16 protein-coding genes are annotated in these 20,261 nt (G+C 68.9%); 6 read left to right on the forward strand and 10 right to left on the reverse strand.

Annotated elements, in window-relative coordinates:
- Nucleotides 1-13: 13 nt before the first annotated feature.
- The 3 genes from KEG38_RS47210 (at nucleotide 14) to KEG38_RS47220 (ending at nucleotide 3,361) form a co-directional block, all read left to right on the forward strand.
- Nucleotides 14-1,450: a metallophosphoesterase family protein gene (locus KEG38_RS47210; protein ID WP_272421171.1), complete on the forward strand. Its 1,437-nt coding sequence runs from the start codon at nucleotides 14-16 to the stop codon at nucleotides 1,448-1,450.
- A gap of 10 nt (nucleotides 1,451-1,460) precedes the next feature.
- Nucleotides 1,461-2,330, forward strand: a complete 870-nt coding sequence (locus KEG38_RS47215) for a coiled-coil domain-containing protein (protein WP_272421170.1) — start codon at nucleotides 1,461-1,463, stop codon at nucleotides 2,328-2,330.
- 167 nt (nucleotides 2,331-2,497) lie between these two features.
- Nucleotides 2,498-3,361: a DUF4476 domain-containing protein gene (locus KEG38_RS47220; protein WP_272421169.1), complete on the forward strand. Its 864-nt coding sequence runs from the start codon at nucleotides 2,498-2,500 to the stop codon at nucleotides 3,359-3,361.
- Here KEG38_RS47220 and KEG38_RS47225 read toward each other — a convergent pair whose 3' ends face one another.
- From KEG38_RS47225 to KEG38_RS47235, 3 genes are read right to left on the reverse strand one after another with little or no spacing between them, the layout of a single operon-like run.
- The gene (locus tag KEG38_RS47225) at nucleotides 3,362-4,351 is read right to left on the reverse strand and encodes a hypothetical protein (RefSeq protein ID WP_272421168.1); all 990 of its coding nucleotides are present in this window, start codon (nucleotides 4,349-4,351) and stop codon (nucleotides 3,362-3,364) included.
- Entirely contained in the window at nucleotides 4,351-5,691 is a 1,341-nt protein-coding gene (locus tag KEG38_RS47230) for a serine/threonine-protein kinase (RefSeq protein WP_272421167.1), read from the reverse strand. Before KEG38_RS47230 ends, KEG38_RS47225 begins: the two co-directional genes overlap by 1 nt.
- Nucleotides 5,692-6,753: a tetratricopeptide repeat protein gene (locus KEG38_RS47235; RefSeq protein ID WP_272421166.1), complete on the reverse strand. Its 1,062-nt coding sequence runs from the start codon at nucleotides 6,751-6,753 to the stop codon at nucleotides 5,692-5,694.
- A 100-nt stretch (nucleotides 6,754-6,853) separates the two neighbouring features.
- On the opposite strand from KEG38_RS47235, the gene KEG38_RS47240 reads away from it, so the two are divergent.
- Nucleotides 6,854-7,642 carry a hypothetical protein gene (locus tag KEG38_RS47240; protein ID WP_272421165.1) on the forward strand — a complete coding sequence of 263 codons (789 nt, stop codon included), beginning with the start codon at nucleotides 6,854-6,856 and terminating at the stop codon, nucleotides 7,640-7,642.
- Nucleotides 7,643-7,730: 88 nt separating this feature from the next.
- Nucleotides 7,731-8,285 carry an RNA polymerase sigma factor gene (locus tag KEG38_RS47245; RefSeq protein WP_272421164.1) on the forward strand — a complete coding sequence of 185 codons (555 nt, stop codon included), beginning with the start codon at nucleotides 7,731-7,733 and terminating at the stop codon, nucleotides 8,283-8,285.
- Here the strand turns inward: KEG38_RS47245 and KEG38_RS47250 are convergent.
- From KEG38_RS47250 to KEG38_RS47280, 7 genes are all read right to left on the reverse strand, one after another.
- Nucleotides 8,245-9,027 (reverse strand): matrixin family metalloprotease, encoded by a 783-nt coding sequence (locus KEG38_RS47250; RefSeq protein WP_272421163.1) that lies wholly within the window; start codon nucleotides 9,025-9,027, stop codon nucleotides 8,245-8,247. The two genes, KEG38_RS47245 and KEG38_RS47250, sit on opposite strands and share 41 nt — an antisense overlap.
- Nucleotides 9,028-9,031: 4 nt before the next feature.
- Nucleotides 9,032-10,135 carry a hypothetical protein gene (locus KEG38_RS47255; protein ID WP_272421162.1) on the reverse strand — a complete coding sequence of 368 codons (1,104 nt, stop codon included), beginning with the start codon at nucleotides 10,133-10,135 and terminating at the stop codon, nucleotides 9,032-9,034.
- A 134-nt stretch (nucleotides 10,136-10,269) separates the two neighbouring features.
- Nucleotides 10,270-11,616, reverse strand: a complete 1,347-nt coding sequence (locus tag KEG38_RS47260; RefSeq protein ID WP_272421161.1) for a LamG domain-containing protein — start codon at nucleotides 11,614-11,616, stop codon at nucleotides 10,270-10,272.
- Nucleotides 11,616-12,446 carry a hypothetical protein gene (locus KEG38_RS47265; RefSeq protein WP_272421160.1) on the reverse strand — a complete coding sequence of 277 codons (831 nt, stop codon included), beginning with the start codon at nucleotides 12,444-12,446 and terminating at the stop codon, nucleotides 11,616-11,618. The genes KEG38_RS47260 and KEG38_RS47265 overlap by 1 nt, the downstream gene beginning before the upstream one ends.
- Entirely contained in the window at nucleotides 12,443-13,930 is a 1,488-nt protein-coding gene (locus KEG38_RS47270) for a serine/threonine-protein kinase (RefSeq protein WP_272421159.1), read from the reverse strand. Before KEG38_RS47270 ends, KEG38_RS47265 begins: the two co-directional genes overlap by 4 nt.
- 47 nt (nucleotides 13,931-13,977) lie before the next feature.
- Nucleotides 13,978-17,985 (reverse strand): DNA topoisomerase 3, encoded by a 4,008-nt coding sequence (locus KEG38_RS47275; RefSeq protein ID WP_272427468.1) that lies wholly within the window; start codon nucleotides 17,983-17,985, stop codon nucleotides 13,978-13,980.
- An 84-nt stretch (nucleotides 17,986-18,069) separates the two neighbouring features.
- Entirely contained in the window at nucleotides 18,070-18,456 is a 387-nt protein-coding gene (locus KEG38_RS47280; RefSeq protein WP_272427470.1) for a hypothetical protein, read from the reverse strand.
- A 502-nt stretch (nucleotides 18,457-18,958) separates the two neighbouring features.
- On the opposite strand from KEG38_RS47280, the gene KEG38_RS47285 reads away from it, so the two are divergent.
- Nucleotides 18,959-20,242, forward strand: a complete 1,284-nt coding sequence (locus KEG38_RS47285; protein ID WP_272427471.1) for a styrene monooxygenase/indole monooxygenase family protein — start codon at nucleotides 18,959-18,961, stop codon at nucleotides 20,240-20,242.
- Nucleotides 20,243-20,261 lie beyond the last annotated feature (19 nt).

Genomic DNA, 20,261 nt, shown 5'->3' on the forward strand with positions numbered 1-20,261 from the left:
AGGGCGGGGGGCCTTGACGTCCGCCCGCCGCCCGCGTTTCATGGGCATCATGCCGTCGGGTGGGCCGAGGCTCTGCGTGCTCCACATCTCGGACCTGCATTTCTGCGCGCCCGAGGCGCGTGGACACTACTGGAACACCGAGGCCACCGAGCTCGCCGTCGCGCCCCACAACCGCCGCGGGCTCCTCGGCAGCCTGCTCTACGACCTGCGCAACGAAGGCCTCACGCCCGACCTCGTCGTCGTCTCGGGCGATCTCCTCGACCGCGGCAGCGAGACCGGCATCGAGCCCGTCGTCACGTTCCTGAAGACCCTCGCCGAGGGCCTCGGCCTCCCTGCCGCGCGAATCGTGATCGCCCCGGGAAACCACGACGTCCTGCGCGGCGGTGATCCCGCGGACCGTTACGCCCTGTACGATCGCATCCGCGGCGCCCTCTATGGCGATACGCGCCCGCCCTTCGCGGCAGGCACGCCGCCGCACAAGCGCGTCGATCACCACGTCTTCGAGGACCTCGACGTCGAGGTCGTCGCGTTCAACTCCTGCGAGGAGCTCGAAGCGAGCGCGCAGAAGGAGCACGGGTCCGTGGGCATTGGCCAGCGCGACCATGCGGACGGGCTCCTTCGGCGCACGCGGAGCAAGGGCCACTTTCGGATCGCGGTCGTCCATCACCACCTGGAGAGCCCCGCGGGCGTGGGACGCACCGATTACAGCGTCATGACCGACGCGGGCGGCATGCGGCGCTGGCTTGCGCGTGAGCGATTCCAGCTCGCGCTCCACGGCCACCAGCACGTCGATTGGCACGACGTACGCGAGCTCGACGGCTGGTTCCTCGCCATCGCCGCCTGCGCGAGCGCGGGCGTCGCCGAGTATGGCCGCAAGGAATGGGCGCTCCCCATTGCTTACCAGATCCTCGTCGTCGAGGGCCCGACCCGCGGGCGCCGCATTCGCCGTGAATACGACCCGCAAACCATGGAATGGGCCGACGCGGGCCGCGGCGAGGACACCCAGGCCCTTCGGTTCGGCCCTGCGGATGCGGCCGTCTCCTCGGGCGCGCGGCCCGAGCCCTTGCCGAAGACACCTCCGCCCGAGGAGCCCTCGCCGCCGAGCCTCACCCGCAAGGGCCGCATCGCCGTCAAGATCCAGCACCTCGAACGCGCGATCGACTCGCACCGCACCACGCTCCGCGTGCAGCTCGTGAGCGTCGGCGCCGCCGTCGTCCTCGGCATGGCCCTCGCGGCCTACCTCTACCGCACGCTGCCCCCGGTCCTCTCCGTATCGGGCGGCTTCGCGCTCCTCTTCGCGGGCTCGATCGGATTGCCGATGCGGCTCGCGTCGTATCGCGAGGCGATCGACAGGCTCCATTTTTTGAAAGACGGCTATCAGCGTTGCGCGTCGCACCGCGACGACGAGCTCGTGCGGGTGCTCGACGAGCGATTCCACCGGCTCATTTGAAGGGCGAGCCATGACCATGGATGAAAAAGAAAGGTTGGAAGCAGAGCTCTCGGCGCTCGAGGAGCGCGCGCGCTCGCAGCGTCAGAGGAGCATGCTCGTGACGCTCGTCCCGGTCCTCCTGACGGCGCTCATCGTCGTTTACTTCGCAATCGACATTTCTCGGAAGAACGTGGAGATCTACGACACGCGGAGGGCCAAGGACGAGCTCGATCAGAGGCTCAACGAGGGGCAGGCCAAGCTCGACGCGGTCGAGAAATCGCGGAAGAAGCTCGAAGACGAGACACGCCGCCTCGAGGATCGGAAAAAGGACCTCGAAGCATACCTGCGCAGCCAGCGGACAGCAGCGCCCCCCGCCACCGCCGGGGCGGCGGCAGGGGCGCCCCCCGCCGCCGAGGCCCCCGAGAGCGTCGTGCTGGCCGAAGAAGGCAAGGTCCCCGAGGGATTGCGCCCGACGCCGCGCGCGAAGGTCGTGCAGCGCCCGGACACGCACGGCGGCACGCTCTTCGACGTCCTGCTCTCGCTCGACGTCCCCGAAGCACAGAAGGACTCGATCAAGCGCGTGGTGTACGAGCTGAATCCGGTCTTCTACATCTCGAAGAGCGAGCTCATCGGGGGCGGCGCGCCCTCGTTCGAGGCCGCGGCCACGGTCAACACCTGCAAATCGACCGTCATTACCAAGATCGAGCTCAGCGACGGCTCTCGCATGGAGATCGACTACGACTGGTGCCGCGCCGACGGATGGCCTCAGAAACGACAAGACAAACAGGTCGTCCAGCCTGCCAGCCCGAAAGAGGTCATGAAAAACATCGAGCGCCTGAGCCCCTCGATCCCCAAGCCGCCCGTGGATATCGCGGACCAACCCCAAAGGCCTCCCCGGTAGATCCCGCCCGGCCGTTCTCCATCCTCTCCGCGTTTTCGATTCGGTCTCGTTTTTCCCGCCAGACGATCCGCGTGTCCACGTCGAAATCGTCCTGCCGAGCGTGAATCGTCCGCGCTGCGTCGCGTCGAAGAATCGCTGCCGACGTGATGGCTGCGTGGAGGTTCGAAATGAAGAAGTACGCGACGATCCTGGCTTTTTGCGCCCCTCTGCTCGGGCCTGTGATGGAGGCGCGAGCGGACGGCGGGATCGACGCGTCGCTCGATGCGTCGTTCTTCGGAAAGGTCCAGATGAGGACGCCTGCGCAGATGCAAGCGCAATGGCAGACGCCCGTCCAGATGCCGCCGCAAGTCCAGACGGCACCCCCGGCGGAGCGGCCTTACGGCCCTCGATCGATCCCGCGCCCGCAATATGGCCCCGCCCCCACCCCGCGGCGTTACGCGAACGTCTACCCCCGCTACACCGAGCTCCGCATCGCGCCGGCCTACGGCGGGATCGCCTGGATCTACGACGGCAACACCCTCATCGGCTCGATCGAGGGGCGCCCCGGCGTCATGTTCGTCCCCGAGGGGCGCGCCTACGGCGTCGTCATGACCCGCGGCGACCGGAGGGTTTGGCAGGGCCATGTCCAGGCCACGCCCGGCGTCGTGGCCCTCTCCCTCGACCGCCACGGCTCCCCGATCGTCGAGCGTGTCCCGCCGCCGCCCTCGCACAACGCGTATCCGCCGCCCGCGTTCGAGCTCGAACGGCCCCTCTCGGCCATCCAGTTCCGTACCACGATCGCCGACATGGAGGCCTTGCAAGACGAACGCAGCCGCCTCGCGTTCCTGGCCGAGGTCTTCGGGAATCGCGCCGTCACCGTCGGGCAAGCGCACGATCTGATCGCGCGCCTCGCATTCGATGATTCGCGCCTCAGGGCGCTCGAAATTCTCTCCCCCAACCTCATCGGCCGCGGCGATGCCTCGCGCCTGCTCGACGAATTCGTCACCTACGAGGCCCGCGTCCGCGCCGCCGCCATTCTCCGTATTCCTTGACTATCCACAACGCCCGCTCGACGTCCCGTCCGGCGGCACGCACGAGAGCCCGAGGGTCGCGCAATCGAGCGTGACCCTCGATCCAGCCACGCAGACCGAGATCGTCGTCCCATTGCATTCGTCGATCCCGGGATCGAGCGGCGAGCACGCCTCCCCGGACCGCGCGCACCGCGCGCCCCCGTCCTCCGCGATGCACGCGGCGCCCATCGCCGCGCAATCGAACTCCGAGGCGAGCGAGCCGTCGCAGACGCGCACCCGCGCCTCCTTTGGCGCGCATGACGTCGCGCCCGGCTCGTCGCACGGAAACACCCCGTCCTCGGTCGCGCATTGCGCGTCCGCGCCCTCGGCGCCTTCCGGGCAGGTGAGCCCCACCGTATTGCAATCCTTCGCGACCTTCAGGTTCGTCGCCGGATCACACCGCACGTAAACCCCCGACGTGCAGCGCGGCGGCGCCGCGGTCTCGGGCAGGCACCCGCTCAGCGCGCATCGCCCCTCGCTCCCGAGCCCGAGCCTGCACTCGCTTCCGGCGCCCCAGTGCGGCGTCACGCAACGCTCGGCGTACCGGCTCGTGCAATCGACGAGCATCCCCGCGGACGCGCACGCGTCGCCCGCCACGCCCACGCACCGCGTATCGTCCTCGCCCAGCGGCTCGACGAAGGCGCACGCGAGCGCCTCCTCGCATCCCCCGGCCTCGCTCACGCAGCCGAGCAGGCTCGCCTGCGCGGAGAGCCCGAATCGGCTCGGCGGAAGCGGGCCCGAAAGCCACCCGAGGCACGTCGAGAACCGCGTCGCGCTTGCAGGCACACCGATCGACCGCGCGATGGCCTCGGAGAGCCTCGGACAACGAAAGACCAGGCTACACGCCCGCGCGCCCTCCTCGATCGAGAGGTAACCGGGCAGCGCGTTCGCTTCCGGGGGCACCGTGAGCCCATCGAACACGGTACATCCGAGGAGCCCGAGGAGGAGCCAAGCGAAAAGTTTTCCACGCATCAACGGCGATTGTCGCCGATCTCCCCCGCCCGATACGGATTCGCGTGCAGATCCCATCGCGACGCGGGCGCCTTCGGCCGCGCCGAACCGGTCGCAGCGCCCGCCGCCGGCCTCGCCTCGGCCGAAGGCGCGGCCGCCGCCCCGCTCCCGCCCGGCGCCTCCGTGAGCGCCGTGTTCGTCGAGACAACCACGACCTCCCGCGCCCACGCCACGCGCGCCTCCACGCCCGCGTTCGCCCGCGTCGGGCTCGGCGCCGCCCGTCGCATCGCGGAAGCCGCGAGGAAACCGCCTCCCGCGAGTGCCGCCGCCGAAGCGAGCACCACGATCGCCCGCGACGACGATCGCCGCCGCGGCGCGTTCTCCATGGCCCCTTCGATCCTCGGTTGGTCCAGAAAAACCCGCACCGCCTCCCGCCGCCGTTCGATCTCCGCCGCTCCGAGCCGCGCGAGGATCGCCGCAACCTCGCGCGCGGGTGCCGGCGGGAGCGCGCGTTCGAGCGCCTCCGCGAACGCCGCGGCCGACGCGAAGCGCTCCTCGGGATCGCGGCAAAGCGCCGCTTCGAGCACCTCGTCGACCGCGGGCGAAAGGCCGAGCGCCGTCTCCGACAGCCGCGGAATCTCGTCCGCGAGCACGCCGATCAACACGTCCGCCTCGTCTCGCCCATCGAAGAGCCGCTCGCCCGTGATCGCCTCGTAGAGCACCACGCCTGCGGCGAACACGTCCGCGCGCCGATCGAGCTCGCGACGCCGGAGCTGCTCCGGCGCCATGTACGCGATCGTCCCCTTCATGATCCCGCTCTTCGTCTGCGTGATTCGCCGCGCCGCTTTGGCCACGCCGAAATCGATGAGCCGTGCTTGCCCATCCGTGCCGACGAGCACGTTTCGCGGGCTCACGTCGCGGTGCACGATCTCGAGTGGCTCGCCGCGCAGATCCTTCGCCTCGTGCGCCGCGTCGAGGCCGGCGAGCACGTCGAGCAGGATCCGGCTCGCCACCGCGGGCGGCAGCCGCTCGCCTCCGCGCCGGGCCGCGTCGAGCAGCGCGCCGAGCGAGAGCGACTCGACGTACGGCATCACCAGGCAAAGCTCGCCCGACGCGTCGACCACGTCCTCGACCGGCACCACGTTCGGATGCCGCATAGACGCCGCCACGCGCGCCTCGTCGGCCAGCATGTCCCTCAGGTTCGGCTCCTTCAGCAGATGCGGATGCACGCGCTTCAGCACGACGAGCCGCTCGAAGCCGACCTCGCCCGTCTTTCGCGCGAGGTACGTCGTCGCCATGCCGCCGGACGCGAGCTCGGCGATCCCCTCGTACGGACCGATCCGCTCGATCGATCGCGCCATTCAAAAACTCCCCGTGGCCCCGACGAACGCCGGGCCTCCGAGCACGGGCGGCGTGATCTTCAGTTCGACGCTTGGGGCTTCGGATCGCCTGACGGCGTCCTTCGCTCCAAACCCCACCTTCACATCCTTGCCGCGCTGGCCCGCGAGCCAGATCGATCCGAGTACGCCCGTGATCGCGCCGAGGCCGAGCGATACACCGATCAGCACGTTCGTGCGGAACTGTTTGTCCCGACCTTCGTCGAGTTTGTCCCAGGACGGCGCCGCGTCGAAATCCGATCGCGCGCTCAACGTATCGACCCCCGACCACACCATGAGCCCCGTGCTCACGAGCGTCGCGGCCCCGCTCGCGACGAGCGCCGGCACGAGCCAGGGTTTGCCTTCGCGCGGCGCCGTCGTGATCGTGGCCGGCGGGCGCGGCGCTTTCGCGATCGGACGCGGCGGCTCCTTCGGCGATTCCTTCGGCGCCGAACCGATATTCTCCGCGACGAGCGCCACGCTGCGCACGCCACCCGCTTCGAGCGCCTCCGTCCGCTGCACCGAGACCCCACGCACGCGACCTTTGATCACGTGCGTCCCGGGGTGCACGTACACGCTCGTCCCTTCGAGCGGCTGATCATCGACCCGCACCTCCTCGGCCTCGGGCGCGAACACCTCGATTCGCCCGAGCTTCGTCGCGAGCTCGGCGAGCGCCTTGCCTGCCGCGTCGCGATCCGGCGCGCGTTCCGGCGCCTCGCGCAGATACCGCGCGTATGCGTTCGCCGCGCGCGCGACCTCGCCGGCCTTGTCCCACGACCTCGCCGCGTTCCAGAGCGGCGCCGGGTGCGGGGCTTTTTGGTACGCCTCCTCGAAACGTTCGGCTGCTCTTGAAAAATCACCGGCTCGATACGCGCGTTCGCCCTCCTCGAATGCGCGCGTGGCGGCTGCGCGATCCTCCGTCGTGACCGCGCGCTCCTCGGCTTGCGCCGCCGCGATCCCCGCCTGTCCCGGCGCGACGACGAGCGCGAGCGTGGACACGACGAGGCCAGCACTTTTTCGAGAAACGAAGCGAGCGAGAAGGCGCATTCCGCGATAAGATACCACGCCTTCCGAGCGCGCCGAGACTCGCCCCGGCGCGGGGAGCAGGGGTATGACACATTCTGTCTTTCCCTCTCGAGCGACTCGTGTGTCCATCGCCTCCCTCCTCCTCGCGGCAGCCGCGTGTGGCCCTGCCGAGAGCGAGGACGAGAGCGTCGATGTCGAGCAGGCCCTCGACGCGCTCGACGTTTCGCAGCACGAAGCGGCGCTCGTCGTCGCCTCGATCGCGCGCCTCGATCCGAAGAGCGCCTATCCCGACCTCGCCGCGGTGAAAGCGGCGGCGACGGCGGGCCTCGTCTTCCGCCCCACGGATTGCGTCACGGCGACGCGCAAAGACAACACGGTGAAGTACCTGCTCTCGGGTTGCATCGGCCCGTTCAAGACGGCGAATCTCGACGGCACGTTCGACGTCGTGTTCTCGGTCGGCGCGAGTGGTCTGCACGCGCTCGCGTCCGCGCGGGATCTGCACGCTTCGCGGGCGATCCTCGACATCGATTCCGAGGGGTTTTACTCGCTCGACGCCGACGGCGAGACGCGGCGGCTCGTGGTCGAGGCGAGTGGCGAGGGCGTGGGCCCGCGCGGGCATCGAATCGAGCGCGCAGGCTCTTACACGGTCACCTGGAATGCCACGGAGAAATGCGTCACGTTCGACGGTGATTGGGAGACCATCGTCGGCGCGCGGGCTTTCCATACCGTGGTGAGCGGCCTGGCACGCTGCGCCGGCGAATGCCCCGCGGCCGGCGGCGAGATCGTCCACGAGAAGAAGGCTCTCGACATCCACATCCGCATCACGTTCGACGGCAGCGCCCGTGCGACCTGGTCGAGCTCGCGTGGCCAAAGCGGCACGATTCCGCTATTCTGCGGCGCGGGATCATGAACGAACAAGCGTCGTGGGGTTCGGGGCGAAGGGCGCCGTCAGGCGACCCGGAGCCCCGAGCGTCGAACAGGCGCGGAGGAGGACATCGATGAGCGACGCGGCAGAAGAGGGCGACGTTTCGCTCGTCGAGCGGGTCCTCGCGGGGGATCGGAGCGCGGCGGATACGCTCGTGAAGGCGCACCAACCCGGGATCCTGCGCCTCGTTCGCCGCTACGTCCGGCGCCCCGAGGACGCCGAGGACGTCGCGCAGCGGGCGTTCCTCAATGCGTTCGAAAAACTCGCTGACTTTCGCCGTGAATCGAGCTTCCGCACCTGGCTGTATCGGATCGCGGTCCACGTCGCGCTGAACCACGTCCGCGGCTCCTCGCGGGAAGGCCCGCTCGCCGACATGGACGATCTGCCCGCATTCACGAACTCCCTCGAAACGAGCCGGCTCGTCGCCGCCGAGGTCTGGGGCCGCGTCGCGCAACGGCTCGAAGAGCTCCCGCCGAAGCAGCGCCTCACCGTGGAGCTACGCCTCTTCCACGAGCTCAGCTTCCGCGAGATCGCGGTCCTCGCCGATTGCAGCGAGGACAGCGCGAAGGTGAACTTTCACCACGGCATCAAGCGTCTGCGCGGGCTGATTCCGGATCCGAACGGCTGAGCACACGAGCTTTTCGCCCCCGTTTCCATGCGGCGATCCCCGCGCCGAGCGCGCCGATCGCTGCGAAAAGGGCGAGGGCCCGCGGGATCGTCGGGACCAACCGTTCGTCCTTCTTTACCCATGAGGGAGCGGCATACGACGCGCAAATCCCCGCCACGTCATCCGGATCGAGTGCGCGCCTCGGCGCATGCCCCGGCTTGAGCCCCGCGCGCATCACGGCCGAGGTTTGCCCGCTGTGCGCGAGCCCCGCCGCGTGCCCGAGCTCGTGGAGCAGCACCGTCTCCAGATCGAGCGCATCCGCCGGAACATTCTCCGCGTCGCTCCACCGTCGCGTCGCGTCGAGCTCGATCACCACGCGCTGGATGTTCCCGGTGAACTTGTCACTCTCGACATCCGTATGTGCTCCAATCGCCGGGCCGTGACGCCACCCCGAAAGCACGGCCCGCACCTCGATCGGCGCATCCTCCCCCGCGTTCGCTTCGACAAACGAGAACCCGCTCGCCCCGCAAACCACGCGCGACCACGTCGCCATGGCCCGGAGCATCGCCCCCCGGCCCCCGTCGGACAAACCCGGCACGGGTGTGGCAAGACGCACCCGTGCCGGAAGCGAAGTCAAATGAAGGCGCGCGCCGTACTCGGATCGCCCGTGCTCGTAGCCCCAGGCTTCCGGCGTGAACGAAAGGGCCACGAACATCGCGAGGGATACCCGGACAAACACGAGCACGGCGCGCGCCCACATCATGCCGTCACTGGCCGATCGCGTCGGCCGCGTCCGCCTCGGCGACGTCGATGTCCATCGCGCCCGATTCCTCGAGCAGCGCATCGAGCTCCGGGTCCGTATCCTGCCCGTCCGCGCTCACGTTGCCCTGATCCGGCGGCGCTTCCTCCGCGAAACCGGCGCACATTGCGAGGTCGCCCTCGTCGGGGTTCATCGCGTTGTTGTTCGGGTTGTCATCCTTGTACGCCGTGCGGAGGCCGTCCTTGTCCCAGCACTCGTGCGCCGTGCCGAGCAGCTTCGGGTTCGGCCCGAGCGAGGCCACGGCCGCCGCGGCGCGCCCGCCTTCGCCGCCCTTCCACAGGATCCTGAGGCCGATCGCCTCCTGGCCCGGCAGATCCGCGCTCACGTCGCCCACGCCCACGGCCCGGAACCGGCCGCCCACGCCCACGAGCCGCACGAGGTCCGCGCCGTAATTGACCTTTTGCATCTGCGGGTCGTCCCGACGAACCACGTTCACGTAGGCGATACGCCGGCCGCGCTTGTCGCCCTTGTGATTCGCGAACCAGAAATGGACCGACCCGTCCGCGCCCGGGGCATTGTAGAGATCACTCACGTTCGTCAGGTTCACGTGGAACCGACCGCCGCCCGTCTTCGGGCCCTTCTTCACGAAGATGCCCGTGAGCAGCGGCTTCTTCGCGCCGTCCGTGGCCTTGCCCTGCACCAGGTACCGCAGCCGATCCTGCGTCATGCGCACGGCGGAGAACGTAATCTCCACGCCCTGGATCGTCTTCACCCATTGCGCATACGCCCGGCCGTCCGCCGTTACGCCCTTCCTGGCCGGCTCGCCCTGGGCCGCTTCCTTGATGAAGCTCATCACCGCGGCGACGTCGCTGCGCGCCTTGTCGCCCTGCTTCTTGCCCTCGGCGAGCAACGTCGCGGGATCGCCGATCACCTCCGCGGCCGCGGCCGCGTCCGGGTCCTGCGCGAGGAGATCACCGAGGTCGACGATCTCCTCGTCGACGATCGGATCGGTCGAGTTCACGGGCTCGGGCTCGGGATTGCCGCCGCAGCCGGCGAGCGCGAGGGCCGAAGAAAAGACGAGGCTCGAGAGCGTGTAACGAAGCCATTTCATGCCGAGATCTCTCCCTTCGATCCTCCACGCGGGGCGGAGGATCGTCATTCGAACGAGGGCGGGACGCGCGCCCCTCCGGCGCGTTCTCTCACCTCGTCCGCGCTTCTAGACACCCCGGCGGGCGAAAGGGAAAATCAGCGCTGCGCGCGGGCCTTCACGGCGAAGAGGCCCGGGCCGTCGCCCTCGCGGAGACCCTCGAAGTTCGCTTCGTACTGGAAGTAACGCGCCCTCGGCACGTCGAGCTGCATGTCCCCGGGCGGGCCCAGCGTGCCCGTTGGATCGACGAACCACCCGTCGCCGCCGCCCGGGCCCACGAACGAGGGATCGCCCTCCGCGCAGGCCGGGTCGCTGCACGTGCGCACCCGCAACGCGAGCCGCGCCCCGCCACGCCGATACATGGCCATGACCTCGTCCGGCTCGAGCGCGCGTTTCCACACGGCGACCTCGTCGTACGTCCCCTCGGCCTGATAGCCACCGTTGAGCAGAGCGCCGAGCGCGAAGTCGCTGCCGGTCAGGAAGATGGGCGTGTGGAACGTGGTCCCGAGCGTCGCCTCGGCGATCCCGTCGACGTAGAGAATGACCTGGCTCTGCGCGTGGCCCTTTTTGACGGCCGCGAGGTGGTGCCAGTTCCCGTCGTTGATCTGGGTCGTGCCGCAGAATGGCACGCCGTCGGACGCGTCGTCGCTGTTCGACTTGAAGGTGCCCGCCGCGCGGCCCTCGGCCGAGCCCGAGCCACAGGCGTTGAATGCGTCCCCGTCCGCGCAGCCGAGCCAGAGGTGCGGGCCGCCGAACCCGGTGTCGACGCCGAGGAAGACCCGGTTGACCACGCAGCTGGAGGAGGTCTTGACCCAGAGCGCCCAGGTGAAATCGCCCTCGTCGAAATCGAAATCGTAATCACCCATGATCGTATCGATCGCGACGTGCGTATTGAGTTTGTCCGCGAGGCCCTGCCCGATCGGACCCTCCTCGAACGAGAGCGTCGTACCCGAGGGCGCGCTCACGACGGCGTTGCTTTTCCCGCCGGACGTATCCATCGCCTCGGCCCCCGAGGTCAGCGCGCCCGTGCCGTCGAGGTGGAGCAAGAGGACGTTCGCGGACATGTCGCTCGACCCCTCCGCATACCCCGTCTCCTTGCCCCGGGAATCCGGCAATGCTTTCAGGTACGGCCCCGCCGGGGTCCACGCGAACGTGGTCCAGTCGACGGCCTCGCCCGCGTCGAAGACACGCGAACGGAACACGCCGTCATACGCCTCCGACTCGAGCCGCAATCGCCCCCCGGCCCACTCCATGTCGGTGAACGACCCGAGCTCGAATTCGCCTTCGAACGCGTCGTCCACGAATTCATACGTTCCGTCCGGCAGCTCGATCGGCCCGCTTCCGCTTCCGCCACCCGACGAGAGCGCGTCGAGATCGACGAGCGCCGAGCAGCCCAGCGTGAGGGAGGCGAGGGGGAAGAACGCCGCGAAAAGGTGCGTCTTCATCAGAAGGCTCCTCGAAGGCTCAAGAATCCGCCGCCGATCGTCGGGGCAAACTCGATCCGGGGCATCGCGCTCTTCTGCTCGTCGCGTGACCCCGACGTGAAATACACGACCGCCGCCGTTCCCAGGAGGACGACCGACGCGGCCGCCGTGATGTCCGCGGCCAGGAATTTCGTGCGAATGGGATCCACCGCCGCGTCCGTGCAGCGCGGCGCGCACGACGCTTCGAGATCCGATTTCGCCGAGAGCCCGAGCAGGCCGATCACGCCTGCCGCGCCGAGCCCGAGGATCCCCACGCCGCCGATCACGATCGGTGCGATCGGCACGCCGCTCCCCTTTTCGGCGGGCTTCTCTTCCGGGGCTTTCGGCTCCTTCTTGAACGACGCCTCGATCCGCACGAGCTTATCGCCCTCGTGCACGATCACCTTGCGGGTCACGGGCTCCGCGCCGTCTCGCTCGAACCGGAGCACGTGCTCGCCGGGATCCATCGGCATGGCCTTGCCGTCGAGCCGCTCGCGCACGAGTTTGTCACCCTCGAACACACGCACGTCGGCCGTCTCGTCGCCCTTCTCGTCGCGCGCCACGAGCACCACGGTCGGCAGGCTCTTCTCGATCTCGGCGAGCCACTCGGTGCAGTCCTTGCGCACGACGCGCGGGCAGTCGTTGTGCGAGCAGACGAGCGCCGCCTCCTGCGCCGACGCGAGCTTGCCTTCCTTGCGCAGCGACTGCGTTTGCTCGTACGAGGCCACGCACTCTTTTTTCGTCGTGGCGGAGGCGGGGGCCGCGAGCGGGATCGTCGCCGCGGCCAGGAAAACAAGGGCTCGGGTCTTCACAAACACTCCGGCTTGATGCGGCGGATGCCCTTCGCGTCGATGGTGTACGGAGGGCTGCAGCCGTCCGCGCGGGGCGCCGTTTTACCGCTCGTCGTCGTCGCGGTCGCCGCGCCCTTCGCCGTCGGGCGTGGCGTCGCCGCCGTCGTCGTCGTCGTCGCGACGGGCGTGCTCGTGGTCGCCGCGCTCGTCTCCGGCGGCGTGGGCGCGACCGTGGGCTCGGGCGGCTTTGCAGGCGTGTTCGCCGTCGTCGCCGTGACCGTCGGCGTGACCGGCTGGATCCCCGTCGCCTGCTCCTCGCGGCCTCGATCGAGCCAGAGCAGGGCCGCGCCTCCGAGCGCGGCGACGAGCACAGCGGCCGCGATCACCACGACCGATCGGGGCAGCGCCACCGCTTGCGGCCGATGGGACACGGCGATCCCCGAGACCTGCGAGGATCGCATCGCCGCCGCCACGCTCCCCGCTTCCACGCTCCCGTCGAGCGAAGACAGCGGCGGCACGTCCGCGTCCGACATCGACGCGTTCTCGATCGCTTGCACCTCGCGCGCGCGCCGCGTGATCCCGTCGGGCGCCACCTGCGCGAGCCACTCGCCGACCTCCCACGCGGGCGCCGGCGGCACGGCGGTTTCGAGCGCCATCGCCATCTCCCGCGCGGTCTGGAAGCGATGGGCTGGATCACGCGACAGCCCTCGCATCACCACCGCTTCGAGCTCGGGCGGCACCTCCACGCCGATCTGCTTCAGCGGCGGGATCTCGTTCATCGTCACCTGCGCGATGATCGCGAGCTCGCTGTCGCCGTTGAACAGCCTGCGCACGGCGAGCATCTCCCAGAGCACGATGGCCGCGGCGAACACGTCGACGCGCCGATCCACGGTGCTCCCGGAGCGGATCTGCTCCGGCGCCATGTACGCGTATTTTCCTTTGAGCTCGCCCTCGCGCGTCACCTGGGCGCGGCCCATCGCCTTCGCCACGCCGAAGTCGAGCACGCGTGTCGTCCCGTCTGCGCCGACGAGCACGTTCTGCGGCGACACGTCGCGGTGCACGATCCCGAGCGGCGCGCCGCGTTCGTCCACGGCCTCGTGCGCGGCGTGCAGCCCGTGCAGCGCGCTCGCCACCACGCCCGACACGATCCGGAGCGGCGGCCGCGATCGTTCGCGCTCCAAGTTTTTGAGCACGCGCGCGAGGCTCTCGCCGTGCACGTAGTCCATCACGAGGAGCAGCTCGCCGCCTTCGAAGATCACGTCGAGGATCGGCACCACGTTCGGGTGCTTGATCCGCGCGGCGAGGCGGGCCTCGTCGAGGAACATCGTCGAGAACTCGGGGTCCTTGGCAAACTGCGGGTGCAGCCGCTTGATCGCGACGGTCCGGGCGAACCCCGACGGCCCGAGCAGGCGCCCGAAATAGACCGTGGCCATGCCTCCCGACGCGATCTCGCCGTAGAGGGCGTACCGACCGACCTTGCGCGCGCCCGCGTGCCCTCCTGTCATGAGGTCGGTGTCACTCTAACAGACCGCGCCCTTTGGCGGCCACATCCTTACCCACCCTTTTTCTGTCGCGCCTTCCAGGCCCAAAACGCCTTCGAGCTCCCGCGGCTCTTCCCCTTCGCCTTCCCGCGCGCCTTCTTCTTCGGCTCCTCGTCGAGCGTGACGAACCGCGTGGGCGCCTCGCCGCCGTGCGTTTGTCCCTCCTCGGTCAGCGACACCCGCTGGAACTCGATCCACTCCCCGCCCTTCTGGAACGAGTCCGACCGCACCTCGCAGAGCCCCGCGCGCACGAGCCCGTTCACGAGGTGCTCGAACGACCGCCTATCGAGCGCGTCGCCGAACGTCTCGCGATGCAGCCGCCCCATCGGCTGCCCGTCCTCCTCGGCGAGCGCGTCCAAAATCTTCTGGATCGCCGCCGTCTCGGCGCGGCTCGGCTCGCGGAACTTCCTCCCGACGCACGCATCGGGCGCGCACACGTCGCACACCCCGCAGGGCCGCCCGTCGTCCTCCTGGTCACCGAAATGCCGCACCAGGTGCAGCATCCTGCACCCGTGCCCTTCGGCGTACCGGGCCATTTTGGCGAGGTCCTCCTGCTTGTGCTTGCGCTGCGCCACGTACTCGCCGAGGAAATCTTCGCGCCCCCGCCGGATCCCCCCATCCGCGTCGATGATCGCGCCGCCGCTGATCCAGAGCTTCTCCAGCACCTTCTCGAACTTCTCGGGATCGGACTCCACCCGCGGCGAGAGCGCCTCCTTCGTCTGCGGCCGCGACCCGAGCGCCCCGAACAGCGCCGAGAGCAGCGCCGGATCGGGATAATCGCGCTCGAAGAAAAACTCGTGCGTCCGCCGGTCCGTGAACGAATGCATCATGATCGCCCGCGAAGGCAAACCATCCCGCCCGGCGCGCCCGATCTCCTGGTAATACGCTTCCACGCTCCCGGGCAGCGCCATATGAACGACGGTCCGCACGTTCGGTTTGTCCACCCCCATTCCGAACGCGATTGTCGCCACCACCACCTCGAGCTCCCCGCCCAGGAACGCCGACTGGATCCGATCCCGCGTCCCCGTCTCCATCCCCGCGTGGTACGCCGCCGCCCCGAGCTCCGAAAGCTCCTTTGCCGTCTCCTCCGCGTGTTTCCGCGTCGGCGCATACACGATCGCCGGCCGCCGCTCCTTCGGCTCCAAAAGCTTCCGCACCGCCTCCACCCTCGCCGCGGGCGAAAGCTCCACCACCTCGATCCCGATATTGGTCCGCCGGAACCCATGAATGAACCGCGACGCCTCCGAGAGCCCGAGCTCCCGCGCGATATCGTCCTGCACCATCGGCGTCGCCGTCGCCGTCAGCGCCACCACCGGCGCCGGCCGGAGCGAAGGCAGCCGCTGCCCCAGCATCCGGTACTCTGGCCTGAAATCATGCCCCCAGTGCGAAATGCAATGCGCCTCGTCCACGGCGACCAGCGTCGGCTTCCGCTTCGCCAGCATCTCGGGAAACCCCGGCACCCTGAGCCGTTCCGGCGCGATAAATAGAAAATCCAGCCGCCCCGCCAAATACTCCGCGCAAGCCGCCCGTGAGCTCAGCCGATCCCGCCCCGAATGAATTCGTTCCGCGGCAAACCCTTGCGCCCGGAGCTTCCCCACCTGATCTTCCATCAAAGCAATGAGGGGACTCACCACGAGCGTCGTCCCCCTTCGTGCAATCCCCGGCAACTGATAACAAAGCGACTTCCCGGCCCCCGTCGGCATCACGAGCAGCACATCCTGCCCCTCGGTCACGGCCCGACAAACCGCCTCTTGATAAGGTCGAAACCCAGAAAAACCAAATCGCTCCCGCAAAATCTCTCCGAGCGTCGCCCCTGCTCGCACCTCTCGCCGCTCCGCCAGCGGTAACTCCGCCTGCCCCTGCAACACCCTCGCTTGTCCTGCCATACCCTTCACCACCCCCGCCGAGGCGAACGCTGCCGCCCCTTTCGGCTCGACCTTCCCCGTCTTCCCCCCCTCCTTCTCCTTCCGAGCCCCCTTGGCCCGAGACGCCCGTGATTCGAGGCCTGCGGGCGGCGTGGCTTTGGAGGGCCGGGGTGGGGGGTCCTGTTGTTTGAGGGCCCGCTTTGCGGGCCCGAGTTCGGGGGGACCGCCCCGGCCCTCCAAAGCCACGCCGCCCGCGGGCCGATCGTCCCCATCCTGCACCGCGCCCACCACGTACTTCACATACGCCTCGATCCCCCGCATGAACGACTTCAAATCCCCCTCACCCCGCGAGAGCCGCGCCAATCGCGCCTCCCATTCCCCCGTCATCGCGGCGCTCTTCACATGCGGATGAACCGCCCCCACCAGCAAAATCCCCTTGTCCGTCGCCGCCAGACTCTTCCCCATCCGGACCACGTATTCCCGCTTGATCAGCGTCTCGATGATCGCCGCCCGCGTCGCCGGCGTCCCGAGCCCCGTGTCCTTCATCGCGTCCGACAGCTCTTTCTCCTCCACCGTCTTTCCGGCCGTCTCCATCGCGGTCAAGAGCGTCGCCTCCGTGAACCGGCTCGGCGGCTTCGTCGTCTTTTTCTCCGCTTTGGCCCCCAGCACCCGCGCGGTTTTTCCTTCCGAAAGCCCCCGCGGCAGCTTCTGCGCCTCCGCCTCTTCCTCCGCGTCGGCCCCTTCCGCCGGGCCCTTCTTTCGTTTTTTCGGCCCTTCTTTCGTACCGGCCCCGCCGAGGTCGAGCACCTTCCAGCCCACTTGCTCGACCACCGTCCCCGCCGACCGGAATCGATCCACCGCTTCGGACGACGTCACCTCCGTGATCACCGTCGTCGTCCGCTCGATCAAATCGTCGTGCCACGCCGCGAGCAGCCTCCGGCAAACCAGGTCGTAGAGCTTTTGCTCCTCCGACGACAACGATCCGCGCGCGGCCGTCGTCGTCGGCACGATCGCGTGGTGGTCCGTCACCTTCGTATCGTCCACGAATCGCCGCCCGAGTGGCCTTTGCCCCGTCCCGGGCGCCAGAAGCCCCTGGTAATTCCCCTCGATCGTCTTCACCACCGACGGCAGCGTCTGCGCCACGTCCGTCGACAGATGCCGACTGTCCGTGCGTGGATAACTGATCAGCTTGTGCCGCTCGTAAAGCGCCTGCGCCACGTCGAGCGTCCGCTGCGCGCTCCACCCGAACAGCCGGTTTGCGTGCCGCTGCAGCTCCGTCAGATCGTACAAAAGCGGCGGCGGAATCCGGCGCGTCTCCGCCGACACCTTCGTGATCGCCGCTCTGCCCCCGAGCACCCGCCGCGTGATCCGCCCCGCCTCTTCCCCGTCCGGCGGCAATCGCCGCGGTTTTTCCGGACCACCCGGTTTTTCCGGGACATCCAGCAGGATCCCCTCGTAACGCCCGTCCGGCCCGTCCGGCGCTCCTTCCGGCGTGAACGTCGCCCGCACTTCCAGGTAATCTTCCGGCACGAATGCCCGGATCGCTTGCTCGCGCTCGACCACCATCGAAAGCGTCGGCGTCTGCACCCGTCCGACCGAAAAGTCCTGCCCGAGCGACAGTGCGTAGGCCCGCGAAAGGTTCATTCCGACGAGCCAGTCCGCCCGGCTCCGCCCCCGTGCCGCGTCCGCCAGCGCGTCGTAATCCCGCGCGTCCCGGAGCTTCCGGAAGCCCATGCGGATCGCGTCCGGCGTCAGCGACGAAATCCAGAGCCGCCGCACCGGCTTCTTGCAGCCCGCAGCGTCGTAGATGTAGCGGAAGATCAGCTCGCCTTCCCGCCCGGCGTCCGTCGCGCAGACCACCCCCTCCACGTCCGCGCGGTGGAGGACCTTCTTCACCACCTCGAACTGCTTGCGTGTCTCCTCCAGCACCGAGAGCGGCCAGGTCGGCGGCAGCATCGGCAACGTGCGCAGGTCCCAGCGCTTCCAGGCCGGGTCCATCTGGTGCGGCTGCGCGAGGGCCACGAGGTGACCGATCGCCCAGGTCACCACGTATCCGGCGCCTTCGAGCGCGCCTTCGCTCGCCTTCGTCGCGCCGAGCACGTGGGCGATGTCCCGGGCCACGGACGGCTTTTCGGCGACGACGGCGATGGTCATGGGCAAGGGCCCCCGACTTCGGGGGCGCGCATCATGACAAAGGGGGCGGGGATGGGCAATCCATGCCGCGCCGGCCCGTGCGCTTCAGGGCGTGGTCGCTTCGCAGCCCGGCGCCTTCGGTTCGGCCGGGAACGACGCGTTCGTCTCCACGCACACGGATGCGGGTTTCGTGAGGGGCGGCGGCGGCAGCGCCCAGTCGCAGGGCGCGTTCGCTCGGTGGCTCGGGTGCCGCGCCAGTATCTCGCAGGCGAACCTCGTCGTGCGCCGGGCGTGCGCGAGCGCGTCCGCGACCACGCGCAGCGTGCGCTCTCCCTCCTCGAGCCGGCTTTGATCCTTGGGCGGCGAACGCTCGATCTCGCCGCAGACCCGGAACGCCTCGTACTCCATCAAAAATGCCGTCAGGGCCATCCGATCCACGATGCGGATCCAGTCCGCGTGCTCCTTCGGCGTCGCGCGGAGCAGCCGCTCCATGAGGACGAGCTCCTGCGCGAGCGGCAGCCCCCGGCAACCTCGCTGGGGCTTTTCACCGAGTGCCAGTGCCCCACGTGATAGCGTTCGCGCACTTCCTATCCCCGGGGGAGCTGGACATACAGCTCTGGCGGATTGCAGGAAATGCTCGATTTGTGGCGGTGTATTCTTTGCGTGTCCCTGATCCAGAGAAGCGATCCATTCCGCGGCGGTGCCGAGTGGCGGTCCTTCCGGCGGAGGCGTCGTGCTTCGGACCGGCGCGCATCCGACGAGCAGGCATGCGAGGACACATGCGATCCGTCGGGTCACCGTGGAATTCGTGCGCACCATGTCTTGTTCGTACACGTCGTGCGGTGTGTCCTTGGCCAGAAGTCAGCAATACCCCGACGTTTGGGCGATGGACCGCCGCCGCTGAGAGGTATATCGTCCGTTCTCGACGGGTCACGCTTTGGGGGCGCTGCTCGGCTCGTTCGAGCGCAGCCATCCAGCTTGGAAAGGGGCTTCGATGAGCAGCATTGGCATCGTGGGAGCCGGCATCGCGGGGTTGCAACTCGGATTGTTCCTCCGCAGGCATGGCATCTCCTGCACCCTTTATACAGATCGATCGAGCGACGAGATCCGATCTTCGCGCCTGCCGAGCACCGCGGCGCTCCTCGGGTCGACGCGCAGGCGGGATCGCGAGCTCGGCACCAACCATTGGGATGACGACGCGTTCGGATGTTTTTACGTCGACGTCCGCGTCAAAGGATTGCCCGAGCTCTCCTCGCGGGGCCGGATCGATCCGCCCGCGCTCTTCATCGACATGCGCCTTTACCTGCCCCGCCTCCTCGAGGATTTCGAGGCGCGTGGCGGCCGTGTCGTCCGCGCCGGAGCGCTCGCTCGATCGGACGTCGAGCGCCTCGGCCAAAAGCACGACCTCGTGGTCGTGGCGAGCGGCCGGAGCGATCTCAGCACGATGTTCCCCCGGGATTTCGACCGTTCCCCCTGGCTCGAACCGCAACGCCGGCTTTTCGCGGGCCTCTTTCGGGGCATCGATTTCCCCGAGGAGCTCGGCCTGCTCTTCCAGATCGTCCCGGGGCACGGCGAGATCTTCGAGAGCCAGCTCCTCACGGCGGAGGGGCCGGTCACTTGCCTCCTGTTCGAGGCCATCCCCGGCGGCGTCCTCGACGCCGCCACGCGTGTCCCTTGCGACGACGATCCGCACGTGGTCGAGAGCCTCGTGCTCGATTTGCTGGAGGCGAACGCGCCGAGCGTCCATGACCGCGTCGATCGGCAGATCTTTCACCTCACGAGCCCGGGCGATTGCATGCAGGCCGCGATCGTCCCGACGGCGCGCCGCGCGTACGTCGATCTCGGCGAGGGCCGTTATGCCATCGCGGTCGGGGATGCCTTCGCGACGCACGATCCCGTGCTCTGGCAGGGCGCGAACGCGGCCTCGCGTGGGGCGTGGGCGCTTGGCGAGGCGATTGTCCAGGCGGTCACGCTCGGTCGTCCTCTCGATCGCCGGTTCTGCGAGGGCATGGACGAGCGGCTCTGGTCCCTCGTCGGCCCCTCGATGCACTGGACGAACGCCTTCCTCTCGCCGCCGCCGCCGCACACGATGGCGATCTTCTCGGCGGCTTCGCGGGATCAGAGCATCGCGGACGCGTTCGCCTCGAACTTCGACGATCCTGCCTTGCAATGGCGGATCTTCCGCGGCCCCGAGGGCGCCTCTGCCTTCCTCGAAGGGTTCCGAGGCCCGCGGACGCGGCGCGGACTCGGCATGACGGTGGCGCCTGCCTCGGCCTAGGCCGAACACCTCGGGTGTG

Origin of the sequence: Polyangium jinanense, from assembly GCF_028435265.1 — a bacterium.
Classification (GTDB): domain Bacteria; phylum Myxococcota_A; class Polyangia; order Polyangiales; family Polyangiaceae; genus Polyangium; species Polyangium jinanense.

Bases quoted from the DNA above. Each gene is read 5' to 3' on its own strand.
- KEG38_RS47220 (WP_272421169.1), top strand. From the start codon at position 2,498: ATGAAGAAGTACGCGACGATCCTGGCTTTTTGCGCCCCTCTGCTCGGG.
- KEG38_RS47235 (WP_272421166.1), bottom strand. From the start codon at position 6,753: ATGCGCCTTCTCGCTCGCTTCGTTTCTCGAAAAAGTGCTGGCCTCGTC.
- KEG38_RS47215 (WP_272421170.1), top strand. From the start codon at position 1,461: ATGACCATGGATGAAAAAGAAAGGTTGGAAGCAGAGCTCTCGGCGCTC.
- KEG38_RS47270 (WP_272421159.1), bottom strand. From the start codon at position 13,930: ATGACAGGAGGGCACGCGGGCGCGCGCAAGGTCGGTCGGTACGCCCTC.
- KEG38_RS47245 (WP_272421164.1), top strand. From the start codon at position 7,731: ATGAGCGACGCGGCAGAAGAGGGCGACGTTTCGCTCGTCGAGCGGGTC.
- KEG38_RS47275 (WP_272427468.1), bottom strand. From the start codon at position 17,985: ATGACCATCGCCGTCGTCGCCGAAAAGCCGTCCGTGGCCCGGGACATC.
- KEG38_RS47230 (WP_272421167.1), bottom strand. From the start codon at position 5,691: ATGGCGCGATCGATCGAGCGGATCGGTCCGTACGAGGGGATCGCCGAG.
- KEG38_RS47250 (WP_272421163.1), bottom strand. From the start codon at position 9,027: ATGATGTGGGCGCGCGCCGTGCTCGTGTTTGTCCGGGTATCCCTCGCG.
- KEG38_RS47285 (WP_272427471.1), top strand. From the start codon at position 18,959: ATGAGCAGCATTGGCATCGTGGGAGCCGGCATCGCGGGGTTGCAACTC.
- KEG38_RS47260 (WP_272421161.1), bottom strand. From the start codon at position 11,616: ATGAAGACGCACCTTTTCGCGGCGTTCTTCCCCCTCGCCTCCCTCACG.
- KEG38_RS47255 (WP_272421162.1), bottom strand. From the start codon at position 10,135: ATGAAATGGCTTCGTTACACGCTCTCGAGCCTCGTCTTTTCTTCGGCC.
- KEG38_RS47225 (WP_272421168.1), bottom strand. From the start codon at position 4,351: ATGCGTGGAAAACTTTTCGCTTGGCTCCTCCTCGGGCTCCTCGGATGT.
- KEG38_RS47280 (WP_272427470.1), bottom strand. From the start codon at position 18,456: ATGGAGCGGCTGCTCCGCGCGACGCCGAAGGAGCACGCGGACTGGATC.